The following is a 13,882-nucleotide window of genomic DNA, read 5'->3' as shown; positions in this document are numbered from 1 at the left end:
ATGGCTGAAGTACTTCATCACGATAACCACGGACACGATGAGCATCATCATCACGATGATACCGACATCACTGTCTTTGGTTTCTGGACTTACTTGATGAGTGACCTTATCCTTTTCGGTACACTCTTCATTGCATTCGCTGTTTTAAGTAGCCACGTTCCACTAGGCACTCCAAGCGCGCGTGATCTGTTTGGTGATTCATTAGGTTTCGTTTTAACTGAAACGTTTGCCCTCTTGATCTCTTCCGTAACTTTTGGTTTTGCCGTTCTAGCTGCCTACAAGAAAAACGTTGGTCAGGTTCTTACCTGGTTAGCGATCACTTGGTTATTCGGTGCTGCCTTCATCGGTATGGAACTTTATGAGTTCAATCATTTAGTTCATGCTGGTCATGGCCCTAGCACTTCTGCGTTCCTGTCTTCGTTCTTTACGCTGGTAGGTACGCACGGTATCCACGTGACTTCAGGTTTGGTATGGATGATCGTGTTAATGATTCAAATCAAGAAATATGGTTTGACTCTACCTAACACTCGTCGTCTTGCGTGCCTAAGCTTGTTCTGGCACTTCCTTGACATCGTATGGATCTGTGTATTCAGCGTAGTTTACTTGATGGGAGTTCTATAATGAGTCATGATCATAACGCTGCTGGCGAATCACACGGTAACATGAAGCAATATACTGTTGGCTTCATCCTGTCTGTTGTCCTTACTGTAATTCCATTCGGTATGGTCATGGCAGGTGGTTTTAGCCGCGGTATCTTGATTACTGCTATTGCAATTACTGCAGTCGCTCAGATTCTTGTGCAATTAATTTACTTCTTGCACATGAACTCTTCTTCAGAGCAACGCTGGAACGTAATTGCATTTGTGTATACCATCTTAACCATTGCTATTCTTTTAGTGGGTTCTGTATGGATCATGAACTACCTACATTACAACATGATGATCTAAACTGGTTGTCATGCTGAAAAAGTATTTATTCCTGACTAAGCCAGGAATTCTCTTCGGTAACTTTGTTACCACTTTGGGTGGCTACTTCGTAGCCACTCAAGGTTCTGTAGATTTCCTTCTCCTGCTTCTTACTCTTATTGGTACTACTCTCGTAGTAGCATCAGGATGCGTGGTCAATAACGTTATTGATCAGGACATCGACCAAAAAATGCAGCGCACGCAAAATCGCGCACTTGTCAAAAAAACCATTTCTGTACCTGTTGCTCTCGCCTTTGCTTTTGTACTGGGTGTGATCGGTTTTGGCATTTTATGGTTCTGGGTAAATGCATACGCTTTCCTATTCGCAGTTATTGGTTTTGTCGTATACGTTGGTTTTTACAGCTTATGGACAAAACGAACAACTATTCACCAAACACTGGTAGGCAGTATTTCTGGCGCAGCACCGCCTGTGATCGGTTATACCGCAGTTGCAAGTCAGTTTGACTTAGGTGCCTTTTTAATTTTTCTAGGGTATGCACTCTGGCAAATGCCTCATTCATGGGGAATTGCAGTTTACCGTTTTGAAGATTACAAAAATGCAGGCATTCCAATTCTGCCTGTCGCCCGTTCAATTCGACGTACCAAGATCGAATCTTTGATCTACGTGATATTGTTCGGAATCACCATGAATGCTCTATTTGTTTATGGTTATGCAAACTGGATTTATCTGGTGGTATTGAATCTGATGACGCTTTACTGGATCTATCTCAGTATTCAGGGCTTTAAAGCTGAAGATGATCAGGCATGGGCAAAACAGTATTTCATGTTCTCGGTCAAACTGATTACCGTGATCAGTATTATTTTCAGTTTTACTTCTACTGCCCCGCAGAATCCAATCATATTCTTTTAAGAAGATAGAGTTTTACTCTATCTTTTTTATTTCTATTATTAAAAACATAATTTCTTTCAAGCTTACTTAAAGTAACTTTGTTTCCTTTAGAAATTTCCTTCTTGTAAATTTTTTCATTAACTTCCTTATCTCTTAAACATTCATCATCTGGCAAGATTTGCTTGTATTTCAGCCCTAAAACCACTAAACTTCACGCTTCGCATATTATGCGACACAACCAAGGTTGTGACTCCTTGCTTCAATTTCACTTAAATTGGGGCTGTTTAAACCGTAAGGAGCTGACAATGCGTCACTACGAAATCGTACTATTGGTACATCCAGACCAAAGCGATCAAGTTGTGGGTATGGTAGAACGTTACCTGACTCACATCAAAGAAGCTGAAGGTCAAATCCACCGTCTTGAAGACTGGGGCCGTCGTCAATTGGCTTACCCAATCAACAAGATCCACAAAGCTCACTACATTCTTATGAATGTTGAGTGTGGTCAAACTACTCTTGATGAGCTAGAAGAATTGTTCCGTTATAACGATGCAATCATTCGTAGCCTTATCATCCGTCGTGAAAACGCTATCACTGAAGAGTCACTATTGGCTAAGAGTGCTGAAGAAAAACGTGCGCGTAAAGCTCAACGTGAAGAAGCACAACAAGCTCAAGACTCTGCTGAAGCATAAGGAGAACCTAACATGGCACGTTTTTACCGTCGTCGCAAGTTCTGCCGCTTTACAGCTGAGAACGTTACGTACATCGACTACAAAGATATCGACACTTTAAAACAGTACATCACTGAAAACGGCAAGATTGTTCCTAGCCGTATTACAGGTACTAAAGCTCGTTACCAACGTCAGCTAGCACTTGCTATCAAACAAGCTCGCTACTTGTCTTTGATCCCTTACACTGACAATCATAAGTGAGGTTGAGCTGTGGATATTATCTTATTACAACGCATTAAAAACCTTGGTAAACTTGGTGATAAAGTTTCAGTTAAAGCTGGTTACGGCCGTAACTACTTGATCCCTCAAGGTAAAGCAGTTGCAGCTACTGAAGCTAACACTGCTGCTTTTGAAGCTCGTCGTGCTGAACTTGAGAAACAAGAAGCTGAAGTATTAGCTGCTGCTCAAGCACGTGCTGACCAATTGAACGAAGTTAACATCGTAATCACTGCGAAAGCTGGTGATGAAGGTAAACTGTTCGGTTCAATCGGTACTCGTGACATCGCTGACGCGTTAACAAATGCTGGTCTTACAGTTGACCGTGCTGAAGTTCGTCTTCCAAATGGCGCGCTTCGCAACACTGGTGAATTCAACATCGCAATCCAATTGCACCATGATGTTGCTGCAGAAGTTCTGGTTACTATCGTAGCTGAGTAATTTCTCACCGAAAAAAGGGCATGCTTTGGCATGCTCTTTTTTTATCTCTAAAAAATATAATCTGCTCAACAGTAAAAAATTCAATTTATTCTTCGCGTTCACAAAAAATTGCACTTCGCATTTTGGATCAGACCGCGTATCATTTCATCTCGTAGTGAATAAACCTTATTCATCTCCGACAATATTTAACCATTGTATTTAAAATCAGGGATTTATATGTCACAGGCGAATGCCAGCAAAAAGGCACCTACCGCTAAACCAGAAATTGTTGCTGATACCCAACTTAAGGAGTTCCGTACTCCCCCGCACAATTTAGCGATTGAACAGGCTGTACTTGCTGCCCTTATGACTGTGGCTGAATCTTTTGAACAAGTCGGCGATGTGCTGACTGAAAATGATTTTTATGCGACCCGGCATAAATATATCTTCCGTGCCATTGAACAGCTTTCTAAGGAAAATTCGCCTTATGATGCAGTACTGGTTCATGACTGGCTGATCAAGCAGAACTTACTCGATGCTGTCGGTGGTGAAGAATATTTAATGCAACTAATGGCTGACTCGCCTTCAAGTTTCTACAACCTGGAAACCTATGCCGGCAAAATTAAAGAGTTCTCTACTTTACGTAGCATGATCAAGGTCAGCTCTGAAATTTTACAGAATGCCTATGACACTAAAGGTCGCCCGGTCAGTGAAATTCTGGATTTGGCTGAAACTAATATTTTTTCGATTGCCGAACAACATAATAACAATGCCAAGGCTCAAGGCCCGAAAGCAATTAATACCGTGGTAGCTGACGTATTCGACAAGTTAAATGAACTGTCTCAATTAGAAGGTTCAATTACCGGTCTGACCACCGGTTTCGTGGAACTGGACAATAAAACTTCCGGTATGCAGGCCGGTGATTTGATTATTGTCGCAGCCCGTCCTTCTATGGGTAAAACCACCTTTGCCATGAATTTGGTCGAAAGTGTGCTGTTTAACAACAACCTCCCTGCGCTGGTCTATTCGATGGAAATGCCAGCGGATTCGATTGCGATGCGTTTGATTTCATCTTTCGGCCGCGTGCATCAAGGGCATTTACGTGCCGGTAAAATGGACAGTGATGAATGGTCTAAGGTAACCAGTACCATTGTACATTTACAGGAAAAGCATCTTTATATCGATGACTCCTCTGCACTACCACCGACTGAGGTTCGTGCGCGTGCGCGTCGTATTGCTAAAATGCATGGTGGTAAACTCGGTTGTATCATGGTCGATTATCTTCAGTTGATGAAAGTGCCGGGTATGGGTGATAACCGTGTAGGCGAGATCTCGGAGATTTCTCGCAGCTTAAAAGCTTTGGCTAAAGAAATGCAATGTCCTGTGATCGCCTTATCACAGTTGAACCGTTCTCTGGAGAACCGTCCAAATAAACGCCCGGTAATGTCTGACCTTCGTGAATCTGGTGCGATCGAGCAGGATGCCGATTTGATCATGTTTATTTACCGTGACGAGGTTTATAACAAGGAATCCAAAGAAGCTGGTACTGCCGAGATTATTATTGGAAAACAGCGTAATGGTCCAATTGGTACAGTTCGTCTGGCATTTGAAGGTCAATATACCCGTTTCAGTAACCTCTCTCCTGAATTCTATGCCCAATATGATGATGAAGAATAAGCACTCAAGGTTAACCTGATTCCAAAAAAGAGGCCGAAATAGCCTCTTTTTTATTTAGAATGCTTGCTTTGCATGAAATTATATAAATGAGCATGTCCATTTATGGTAGATAGGTCTACAATATTCGCAATTCTGAAATGACCGCTTTTGTTTTCACAATCCTGTTATTTCTCTCCCTCTTTTGTGTGTTCCACACGATATTATTTTTGTCATCCCGCAGGAGTATCTAGGGTGCGCCAAGCTACAGTTTATATTGACAGTGAAGCACTGCAATATAATTTAAACCGTGTCAAACAACTTGCCCCAACCGCTAAAATCGTCAGCATGGTCAAAGCCAATGCTTACGGACATGGAGTTAAAGACTGCTTAGCAGCCTTAAAAGATAGTGATGCCTTTGGTGTCGCCTGTCTGGAAGAAGCGCTGGAAATTCGTGAACTCGGCTACCTGCGACCCATTACGCTGATTGAAGGCATTTTCTCTGCAGATGAAATGCAGGTTGTGATCGATCACAATATTGAAGTCATTGTGCATCATCAGCCACAACTGGACTGGTTACTGGCAAATAAAGAAGCCTATATTGCGAAAGGCTTAAAAGTTTGGGTAAAACTCAACAGCGGTATGAACCGTCTTGGTTTTAAAATTGATGTGATTAAAGATGTGATCAATCAACTAAAAGCAGAAGGTTTTACCTGCGTGCTGGCGATGCACTTTGCCAATGCTGATGCGGAACATCCACTCAATGAACAGCAAATCCAGCAGTTCCTTGAAGTGAAAAATGACTGCGCACCTTTAATAGGTTCTTGCTGTAACTCAGCTGCAATCTATAAATATCCAGAATTGCATTTTGACTTTGTCCGTCCAGGCATCATGCTCTACGGCGCGACTCCATTTGCAGACAAAACTGTACATGATTTAGATCTGAAACCAGTCATGACTTTTACTGCCGAAGTGATTGCACTGAACAATATCAAAGCGGGTGAACATGTCGGCTATGGTTCTACTTTCACTGCTGATCAAGATATGACTTTAGCCATTGTTTCTATCGGTTATGGTGATGGTTATCCACGTGCTTTCCCGAAACAGAACTATGTAGCGATTAATGGTCAGCAAACCCGTGTGATTGGCCGTGTGGCAATGGACATGATTGCCATTGATGCAACTGGTCTCAATCTGGAATTAGGTACTGAAGTCGAACTATGGGGCAAATCCCGTCTGGTTGATGATGTGGCTGAAGCCAATGGCACCATTGGTTATGAATTACTTTGCCGTATGTCTGACCGCCCGGTACGCAAACTGGTTTAAAGAAATACTAGCCAAAAATAATGAAGCCCAATATAAATTGGGCTTTTTTATACGGTCAGTATTTAAGCTAATTTTTGCTCTTCATTTTCGATTAATGACAGTTCAAGTAATAAAGCATCTACTTGTTCCTGGTTAAAATCATTAGGCGTAAAAAATTCAAACCCCATCTCTTGGCAGAATTGTTGAATGGAACCGCGTTTAGAAATATATTTCATCGACCAGTCGCCAAAAGTACGTTGCTCAATCTCTTTGGTTTCAAATAGTTTAATATTTTTATGGCGTGGATCTTTAGACAGTCTCTCTGTCAGTAAAGCTTTTAAAACTAGACATTCACCTTCCAAGCACTGGAAAAAATGTCCATCAGCAAAATGAAGCACCCCTGTTATTTGATTAGGATGATTAAAATCACGTGCTTCTTTAAGGATATCCGTTAAATCTTGAAGTAAGTCGGCTTTGGACGAGGTACTTTCACTGGCGTAACAAAATTGGTACATGCGGCTAACCTCTATTCTTATCTATGCAATATCGTATAGAAGTTAGCACTGTACACTAAGCAGTCAATTTTTACTATTTTTTATAAGAAAAACTTATTTTTATTTCTATAAATATTATAAGAAATAATCATTCGATGGTGTAGGCAGCTCTGCCAAACCTTTCTTTAAAGTTTCTGACCATTGCCGACTGATATCCGTAAAATATTCATCGTCTTCAGCAATACGTTTACCTTTCGGCATCATCAAGCTGTCTTTTTTATAGACAAGTACATCCAGCGGCATACCGACAGATACATTTGAACGTAAGGTAGAAGCAAAAGAAATTAGAGAACAGCGTAATGCCTCATCGAGTGGCATATCATAGGTCAGAGCACGATCCAGAATCGGCTTACCATATTTACTTTCACCAATCTGGAAATATGGCGTATCCCGTGTCGCGCAAATAAAATTGCCTTGCGGATAAATATGATAGAGCTGCATTTCCTGATTTTTAATCTGGCCGCCGACCAGGAAATTACAATAGTAAGTACTTTGTTCTAAACTATCATCAGTCACATTGGCAATTACTTTTTTGAGCGTATTGCCCACCAGTTCCGCAACATCAAACATGGTGGGTAAACTCAGGATATTCGGTTCCTGCCTGAGTTCCAGCTGATTTCTGATATGTCCGATCACTGCCTGTGTTGTTGCCAGGTTTCCGGAGGCCTGGAGTACGATAACGCGCTCCCCATCTGCCCCAAAGGTATATAATTTTCGGAATACCGAAATGTGATCCACACCAGCATTGGTGCGTGTATCACTGATAAATAGCATACCTTGCTCTAAACGAAGGGCACAACAATACGTCATTTTTTGTCCTTATTAATGAATTAACATCCTAGCACCTGGACGATGGAATACATGGATTCCACACCGCCTTCTTCTCTTACACCACGTACTGGTGCAACATCCCAATAGTCGCGTCCCACCGCAACATAGACATGCGCACTTGGCGTAAATAACAGATTACTCACATCAAAACAGTACCATGCCTGTTCAACAAATACCTCAGCCCAAGCGTGACTCGCCAGATGTGAGGCATTTTGTGCATAAAGATAACCTGATATATAACGTGATGGTAAACCTAAATGTTTACACATGGCGATAAAAATATGACTGTGGTCCTGACAGACGCCCTGACGTACTTCAAAGGCATCAATCGCAGAACCCTGTACCGTAGTACTATTTGATATATAAGGAACGTATTCAAGTACGGCTTGAGCCAAGCCGATTAAATGTTTACGAGTTAATGCTGGAACATGCCGCTCTGCAAAATCCTTCATCTCTGCATTACATTTTGTAGCTTCAGTCGGCTGTAAAAACAGATATGGATTTAATGAATCATTTAAGCCCTGCTCATGCGCGAGTTTTAGCTCAACGATGCCTTGTGCCATGATCATCAGGCTATGATAGGATTCACGCTGTGTACTGGTCATCCAGAGATTTTTAAAGGCATCATGCCGAATCACTTTCTGCCCCGGTACACTGACATCCCAATAATGCACTTTCTGATGCTCATTGGTGGAAGGCATCATTTTGATATACTGAATACTGTTCCTCACCTCGGCTGTGTACGTATATTGCGTTTGGTGATTCACCATCAATTTCATACATCAGCCTCGAATAAGCGATGAATATGATCACTAAACTGATAAAAATGCTTCAGATCAGGTGCAGCACGTAATTGTGTCCAGTATTGCTTTACACTGCCCCAGCCAATTTCACAGAGTGTATCCACGATATAATCGATTTTACACAAGGTACGGGTCGTATCTTCACCGAGACGTAATTGCTGATCAAGCTGTTCCAGACATTGTCCCAGACTGAAAAACAGAAATACATCTGATGATTCTGCTTCCAGAATTTCGGCACAATCTGTCACGACATCGCAGATATAACCGGCATTCTGATCCGCAGTTTTAATCAGTTTCAGTAGTTCGGAATAGGCTTTGCCTGACAATACACCGCGCAATTCCTGAATATTGTCTTTTGCCACTTGAAACTGTTGAGTAAATGAAGTCGGCTGGGTGCTATCTAGAACCAGCTCATTTAAGGAACTGGCATCAAACGCAGGCAAACAGAAAGCATGTGCATAAGCCACAGCGGCTTCATCATCTAAAAATGGAAAATGCGAACATAAAAACTGGGTACGAGATAAATAACGGCCTAACCAAAAAATATGTTGCGCATTGGTATTTAACAAAACCATGACGTTATCCTTCTTTGGAATGTTATGAATGTAAGTTGTCGACTACCCAGGTATCTTTGATCCCGCCACCTTGCGATGAGTTGACCACCAGTGAGCCTGCCTGCATGGCTACCCGGGTCAGACCACCGGGCACAATTTCAGTGCGGTAAGGTGAGCTCAAGACAAAAGGACGCAGATCAATATGTCGTTCAGCAATACCAAAATTGCTTAAAGTCGGACTGACCGACAAATCCAAAGTTGGCTGCGCAATATATAAATGCGGCGCAGCTAAAATCTTATCTCTGAAAATATCAATATGCTGTTGAGAGGCTTGTGGCCCAATCAGCATGCCGTAACCGCCAGAACCTTGTGCTTCCTTGACGACCAGCTGATCCAAATTTGCCAACACATAGTCCAGATCTTCCGGATTACGGCATTGGTAGGTTGGAACATTATTTAAAATCGGTTTTTCACCTAAATAAAAATGAATCATTTTATTGACATAAGGATAAATCGATTTATCATCTGCCACACCTGTACCCGGTGCATTTGTGATTACAACATTATGTTGTAAATATGCGGACATTAAGCCCGGAACACCCAAAGTACTATCTGGTTTAAAGCACAGTGGATCAAGATAGGCGTCGTCGACCCTTCTATAAATAACATCAACCTGTTGACGCCCACGTATCGTTTTTACATAAACCTTAGAGTTCTCAACAAAAAGATCACGTGATGTCACTAAAGGCACATCCATGTCCCTTGCAAGGCAAGCATGTTCATAGTAAGCACTATTGAAACGACCCGGAGTCAAAACCACAATGAATGGATTATCGGTATAGGCATTTTCCGCCAGAATTTCTCTTAAGAGTTTTGGATATTGCTCAATACCGGCAATATTGGATTGCTCAAACACTTTTGGCATTAACTTCTGGCTGATCTTGCGGCATTCCAGCATATAGGACACACCAGACGGCGTTCTCAGGTTATCTTCCAGTACATAAAATTCGCCTTTGGAATCCCGGATAATATCAATCCCGCTAATCTGGCTATAGATACTGCCTTTCAAATGATGCTGATACATATGCGGCTGATACGCTTCATGGGTCAGTACCTGAAGTTCAGGAACAATATTGGCTTTGAGAATATCCTGCTGATGATAAATATCATGCAGAAACAGGTTTAAGGCACGAACACGCTGTGCTGAACCGAGTGCCACCATATTCCACTGTTTACGGGCAATCACCCGTGGGATTACATCAAACGGAATAGTCCGCTCAGTGCCTTGCTCATCGCCGTATACGGTAAACGTAATACCATCATAAAGAAAATGTTCTTTTGCTACTTCATTTAGCTGATTCAGTTCATCCAGTGTATGCTGTGACAGCCATTCTTCAAGTCGTTGACCTGCCTGACTGTTCATCACCTGATGATCACGCATTTCATTGAAAAATTTCGAAGAAACCTCTTGGTATAAAAAATGCGGACTATGTTTGATTGAAATATTGAGTGCTGTAGTATCTGTAAAATTTTTACTTAAATCTGCCGCAGTATGATTTTCTACTGTTGTAATAGTATTTGTATCCTGGCTTTCTTTTAGCATACAAACCTCTTCATTGTAATCTATTATAATAAAATCAGAGCAATATCCATGCCATGACATCCGTTTCGAAGTCTGTATTAACCCAGTAAAGTGCCTATTCACTCAATATCATTTTTCGCCAAGGTGTTTACGGATTGTAGGACAATTGTTGCGCAGAATAACTTGCGAAAAAAATCCAGATTTCTTATTGTGGTAAGCTCATATTTAATTTGTTTCCACTGATTGCCAGTAAAAATACATTATGTCAGCACAAGAAAAAGAAACCTCCAATAGCCTTTACCGCCAATGGCAAATCTTGTCGCGTCTTTCTACCGGCAAATGGATGGGAACCCGTGAACTCCAGGAAATCTTGAATCGTGAAGGGATCGAGATCAGTTTGCGTACCATTCAGCGTGACCTGAACCAGATTGCCCAGCGTTTTCCGATTGAGAGCAGTAAAACCACGCCACAAGGCTGGCGCTGGCGTTCAGATGCGCCCATTCAAAGCTTGCCGCATATGACCAGTTCACAGGCGGTGACTTTTATGATGGTGGAAGAACATCTCAAACACCTACTGCCACCTAGTCTGATTGAAGAAATGAACCCCTGGTTTGATCTGGCTCGACGCAGCCTGTCATCACAAAATAATGTACGGCAATGGATTAACCGGGTCAGAATCGTGCCCGCCACTCAGCCACTTATTCCGCCTGTAGTCGATAAAACGGCCCAACAGGCGATTTACGAAGGCCTGTTACAGGACAAACAGCTGGAATGTGTTTATCAGGGTCGTGGTCATAATGGCGAAGAGAAAACCTATATTTTAAATCCGCTGGCATTAGTACAAAAAGGTTCAATTATCTATCTGGTCTGTACCCGTCATGATAAATCGGATATTCAAACCTTTGCCCTGCACCGTTTTAAATCAGCGGTGGTGCTGAATTCTCGTGCCCTGCATCCGGTAAATTTTGATATTGATGAATACATCGAATCTGGTGCTTTAGGATTCGGGGTCGATTTTAACCAGCCAACAGAAAATGTATTGCTTCAACTGAGCATGCCTGAATCTGATGCGCACTATTTTGAGGAAAGTCAGCTCAGCAAAGATCAAAACATTGAAAAAATTGAAAATGGCATGGCTCTGATTAGTGCGACTGTGCCTTTTACCTCGCAACTGGTCTGGTGGTTACGCAGTTTTGGTAATAAAATCAAAAACATCGAACCAAAAATAGTGGCAGATGCTGTTTACCAAGTGAATGAAACTGATTCAGTCTCTTCCAAAGAATAAAAAAGTCCCCATTTTGGGGACCTGATCAATTTATCATTTTATTTTTATTATTGCTCTGGTGATCTGTTACTGAGCCGGTCTGCTTTCCTCTTGCCCCAGAAAACAGACCGGATGTGTCACATTAGAAATTAAAGAGTCTGATAACATAAGCAAGCCAGCTCTGCATTATTAAAACGGATCGATTTTTTTGTCATAATTTACACTCCTGCTGTGGGGATAAAAATCACTATAGAGCGCTTAAGCCTGTTTTTGAAATAAAAAGAATGCATGCCTTTTGCACAATTTTTCCATAGAAGATTATTTGGAAAATTTATTATCTATCTAGAAGATAAGTATGGCGGCCATTAAAAGACTTTCAGCAAGTTTATAAAATTAAAAAACAATTCTATGCTTGTATAAGCCAGGCAGCTCTGCACATTATTAAACGCTATCGTAGTGGAAATAGGAATTTAATTTCATAATGGCTAACCCTGCGCAATTAGTACGACACAAATTACTTAATACTTTCTTTTCACGGCACTCGGTCTGGTTTGCCTGCATCACCATCGCCGTTATTTTTACGATTTTTCATATCGGTTATGAACCGCGCTATATCTATTATTTTATGCCGGCAACTTTGGTGAATACCTTATGGATCGTCAGTATTCTGCTGAGCCTGCTAGGCCTATATGATGTCTTGCAGAACAGACATTCAATCTTAAAAAATTACCCGATTATGGGTCATTTCCGCTTTATCTTTGAAGAATTCCGTCCTGAAATTCGTCAGTATTTTATTGAAGCGGATCGGGATGCCCTGCCATTTTCACGTATGCAGCGCAGTCTGGTGTATCAACGGGCTAAAAATGAAAATTCAGATAAGCCCTTCGGCTCGATCATGAATGTCTATGAAGAAAATTATAAGTTTATTAGCCATTCCCTTACCCCTTGCAGACCTGCCGATCCAGAAACCTTTCGTATTCTAATCGGCAATGAGCAATGTACCCAGCCTTATTCTGCTTCCATTTTGAATATCTCGGCTATGAGTTTCGGAAGTTTAAGTGCCAATGCGGTTCGGGCTTTGAATCTTGGTGCGCAAAAAGGCAAATTCTTTCATGATACCGGGGAAGGTAGTATCAGCCCTTATCATCTGGAACATGGCGGTGACATTGTCTGGGAAATTGGTAGCGGATATTTTGGTTGTCGGACCTTAGAGGGTCAGTTTGATCCGGTGAAATTTGCAGAAAAAGCCAAGCTACCTCAAGTAAAGATGATTGAAATCAAGCTTTCACAAGGCGCAAAGCCTGGACATGGCGGGATTTTACCTAAAGCCAAGATTTCAGAAGAAATTGCTCAGATTCGCGGGATTAGCCGTGAACATGACTGTGTCTCACCTTCTGGACATCCGGCGTTTAAAACCCCGATTGAAATGATGAATTTCATTCAACAACTACGTGAGCTTTCTGAAGGTAAGCCAGTCGGATTCAAGCTTTGTCTGGGTCAACCTTGGCAATTTATGAGTATGGTGAAAGCCATGCTACATACCAAAATTTATCCTGATTTTATTGTGGTAGATGGATCTGAGGGCGGTACCGGTGCTGCACCAATTGAATTGATTGACTATATGGGTACTCCTTTAAGAGAAGGTCTTTTGTTTGTGCACAATACCTTGGTCGGTGCAGGATTGAGAGACAAGATTAAAATTGGTGCAAGCGGGAAAATTATCAGTGCCTTTGATATCGCTAGTACCATGGCACTTGGAGCTGACTGGGTTAATTCAGCGCGCGGATTCATGTTTGCAGTCGGATGTATTCAGGCTCAAAGTTGTCATACCAATCAATGCCCTGTGGGAGTCACTACTCAGGATAAAGAGCGTCAAAAAGCCCTGCATGTCCCGACTAAGGCCGAGCGAGTATTTTATTTCCATAAAAATACAATGCATGCCCTGTCTGAGCTAATCGCTTCAGCAGGTTTAAAACATCCTTCTGCTATTAAACCGCATCATCTGGCACAGCGAATCAGCAATCATGAAATCAAGAACTTTGCCCAGATTCATTTCTGGCTTAAAGAAGGTGAATTATTACATTGCGAAAATAAAGATGAGGAAAATTTCTATTTCCGTATGTGGAATATGGCCAAATTGGAAAGTTTTTAGAC

15 protein-coding genes are annotated in these 13,882 nt (G+C 41.7%); 10 read left to right on the top strand and 5 right to left on the bottom strand.

Going from position 1 to position 13,882, the window contains the following annotated elements:
• The 8 genes from cyoC to alr all read left to right on the top strand — a co-directional run bounded on the left by cyoC (window position 1) and on the right by alr (window position 6,161).
• Window positions 1–621 (top strand): cytochrome o ubiquinol oxidase subunit III, encoded by a 621-nt coding sequence (gene cyoC / locus C3F22_RS05340; protein ID WP_004783873.1) that lies wholly within the window; start codon window positions 1–3, stop codon window positions 619–621.
• Window positions 618–947, top strand: coding sequence for a cytochrome o ubiquinol oxidase subunit IV (locus C3F22_RS05335; RefSeq protein ID WP_171064814.1), 330 nt, complete (start codon window positions 618–620; stop codon window positions 945–947). Before cyoC ends, C3F22_RS05335 begins: the two co-directional genes overlap by 4 nt.
• A gap of 10 nt (window positions 948–957) precedes the next feature.
• The gene (gene cyoE / locus C3F22_RS05330) at window positions 958–1,836 is read left to right on the top strand and encodes a heme o synthase (protein ID WP_104425994.1); all 879 of its coding nucleotides are present in this window, start codon (window positions 958–960) and stop codon (window positions 1,834–1,836) included.
• Between the two features lie 284 nt (window positions 1,837–2,120).
• On the top strand, window positions 2,121–2,507 hold the full coding sequence (rpsF, locus tag C3F22_RS05320; protein ID WP_004696436.1) for a 30S ribosomal protein S6: 387 nt from the start codon (window positions 2,121–2,123) through the stop codon (window positions 2,505–2,507).
• A 12-nt stretch (window positions 2,508–2,519) separates the two neighbouring features.
• Window positions 2,520–2,747 (top strand): 30S ribosomal protein S18, encoded by a 228-nt coding sequence (gene rpsR, locus C3F22_RS05315; protein ID WP_004278792.1) that lies wholly within the window; start codon window positions 2,520–2,522, stop codon window positions 2,745–2,747.
• Window positions 2,748–2,756: 9 nt separating this feature from the next.
• Window positions 2,757–3,203, top strand: a complete 447-nt coding sequence (gene rplI / locus C3F22_RS05310) for a 50S ribosomal protein L9 (RefSeq protein WP_004783880.1) — start codon at window positions 2,757–2,759, stop codon at window positions 3,201–3,203.
• Window positions 3,204–3,419: 216 nt separating this feature from the next.
• The gene (dnaB, locus tag C3F22_RS05305; RefSeq protein WP_004783882.1) at window positions 3,420–4,859 is read left to right on the top strand and encodes a replicative DNA helicase; all 1,440 of its coding nucleotides are present in this window, start codon (window positions 3,420–3,422) and stop codon (window positions 4,857–4,859) included.
• 231 nt (window positions 4,860–5,090) lie between these two features.
• Complete coding sequence (gene alr / locus C3F22_RS05300) at window positions 5,091–6,161, top strand: alanine racemase (RefSeq protein ID WP_104425992.1); 1,071 nt, start codon at window positions 5,091–5,093, stop codon at window positions 6,159–6,161.
• Between the two features lie 62 nt (window positions 6,162–6,223).
• On the opposite strand, the gene C3F22_RS05295 is transcribed toward alr, so the two are convergent.
• From C3F22_RS05295 to C3F22_RS05275, 5 genes are all read right to left on the bottom strand, one after another.
• Complete coding sequence (locus tag C3F22_RS05295) at window positions 6,224–6,655, bottom strand: BLUF domain-containing protein (protein WP_104425991.1); 432 nt, start codon at window positions 6,653–6,655, stop codon at window positions 6,224–6,226.
• Between the two features lie 114 nt (window positions 6,656–6,769).
• Window positions 6,770–7,504 (bottom strand): proteasome-type protease, encoded by a 735-nt coding sequence (locus C3F22_RS05290; RefSeq protein WP_005236031.1) that lies wholly within the window; start codon window positions 7,502–7,504, stop codon window positions 6,770–6,772.
• A 20-nt stretch (window positions 7,505–7,524) separates the two neighbouring features.
• Window positions 7,525–8,304 (bottom strand): transglutaminase family protein, encoded by a 780-nt coding sequence (locus C3F22_RS05285; RefSeq protein ID WP_104425990.1) that lies wholly within the window; start codon window positions 8,302–8,304, stop codon window positions 7,525–7,527.
• The gene (locus tag C3F22_RS05280) at window positions 8,301–8,903 is read right to left on the bottom strand and encodes an alpha-E domain-containing protein (RefSeq protein WP_104425989.1); all 603 of its coding nucleotides are present in this window, start codon (window positions 8,901–8,903) and stop codon (window positions 8,301–8,303) included. Before C3F22_RS05280 ends, C3F22_RS05285 begins: the two co-directional genes overlap by 4 nt.
• Before the next feature lie 22 nt (window positions 8,904–8,925).
• Entirely contained in the window at window positions 8,926–10,485 is a 1,560-nt protein-coding gene (locus tag C3F22_RS05275) for a circularly permuted type 2 ATP-grasp protein (protein ID WP_104425988.1), read from the bottom strand.
• A gap of 241 nt (window positions 10,486–10,726) precedes the next feature.
• Here C3F22_RS05275 and C3F22_RS05270 point away from each other — a divergent pair, with 241 nt between their 5' ends.
• Together C3F22_RS05270 and C3F22_RS05265 are read left to right on the top strand one after the other, a co-directional pair.
• A complete protein-coding gene (locus tag C3F22_RS05270) occupies window positions 10,727–11,749 on the top strand; it encodes a helix-turn-helix transcriptional regulator (protein WP_104425987.1) in 1,023 nt (340 codons plus the stop codon).
• Window positions 11,750–12,209: 460 nt separating this feature from the next.
• Window positions 12,210–13,880 (top strand): FMN-binding glutamate synthase family protein, encoded by a 1,671-nt coding sequence (locus tag C3F22_RS05265; RefSeq protein ID WP_004783900.1) that lies wholly within the window; start codon window positions 12,210–12,212, stop codon window positions 13,878–13,880.
• The last annotated feature ends 2 nt before the right edge of the window (window positions 13,881–13,882 follow it).

Origin of the sequence: Acinetobacter sp. ACNIH1 (assembly GCF_002934695.1) — a bacterium.
GTDB classification, from domain to species: domain Bacteria; phylum Pseudomonadota; class Gammaproteobacteria; order Pseudomonadales; family Moraxellaceae; genus Acinetobacter; species Acinetobacter variabilis.
Note: the sequence above shows the minus strand (reverse complement) of the source record. Positions and strands in the feature narration are given on the sequence as shown.

What these genes read in the sequence shown, in the direction of transcription:
- cyoE (WP_104425994.1), top strand. Translation starts at nt 958, where the DNA reads ATGCTGAAAAAGTATTTATTCCTGACTAAGCCAGGAATTCTCTTCGGT.
- C3F22_RS05295 (WP_104425991.1), bottom strand. Translation starts at nt 6,655, where the DNA reads ATGTACCAATTTTGTTACGCCAGTGAAAGTACCTCGTCCAAAGCCGAC.
- C3F22_RS05265 (WP_004783900.1), top strand. Translation starts at nt 12,210, where the DNA reads ATGGCTAACCCTGCGCAATTAGTACGACACAAATTACTTAATACTTTC.
- C3F22_RS05275 (WP_104425988.1), bottom strand. Translation starts at nt 10,485, where the DNA reads ATGCTAAAAGAAAGCCAGGATACAAATACTATTACAACAGTAGAAAAT.
- dnaB (WP_004783882.1), top strand. Translation starts at nt 3,420, where the DNA reads ATGTCACAGGCGAATGCCAGCAAAAAGGCACCTACCGCTAAACCAGAA.
- C3F22_RS05280 (WP_104425989.1), bottom strand. Translation starts at nt 8,903, where the DNA reads ATGGTTTTGTTAAATACCAATGCGCAACATATTTTTTGGTTAGGCCGT.
- C3F22_RS05285 (WP_104425990.1), bottom strand. Translation starts at nt 8,304, where the DNA reads ATGAAATTGATGGTGAATCACCAAACGCAATATACGTACACAGCCGAG.
- rpsR (WP_004278792.1), top strand. Translation starts at nt 2,520, where the DNA reads ATGGCACGTTTTTACCGTCGTCGCAAGTTCTGCCGCTTTACAGCTGAG.
- C3F22_RS05270 (WP_104425987.1), top strand. Translation starts at nt 10,727, where the DNA reads ATGTCAGCACAAGAAAAAGAAACCTCCAATAGCCTTTACCGCCAATGG.
- rpsF (WP_004696436.1), top strand. Translation starts at nt 2,121, where the DNA reads ATGCGTCACTACGAAATCGTACTATTGGTACATCCAGACCAAAGCGAT.
- C3F22_RS05290 (WP_005236031.1), bottom strand. Translation starts at nt 7,504, where the DNA reads ATGACGTATTGTTGTGCCCTTCGTTTAGAGCAAGGTATGCTATTTATC.
- cyoC (WP_004783873.1), top strand. Translation starts at nt 1, where the DNA reads ATGGCTGAAGTACTTCATCACGATAACCACGGACACGATGAGCATCAT.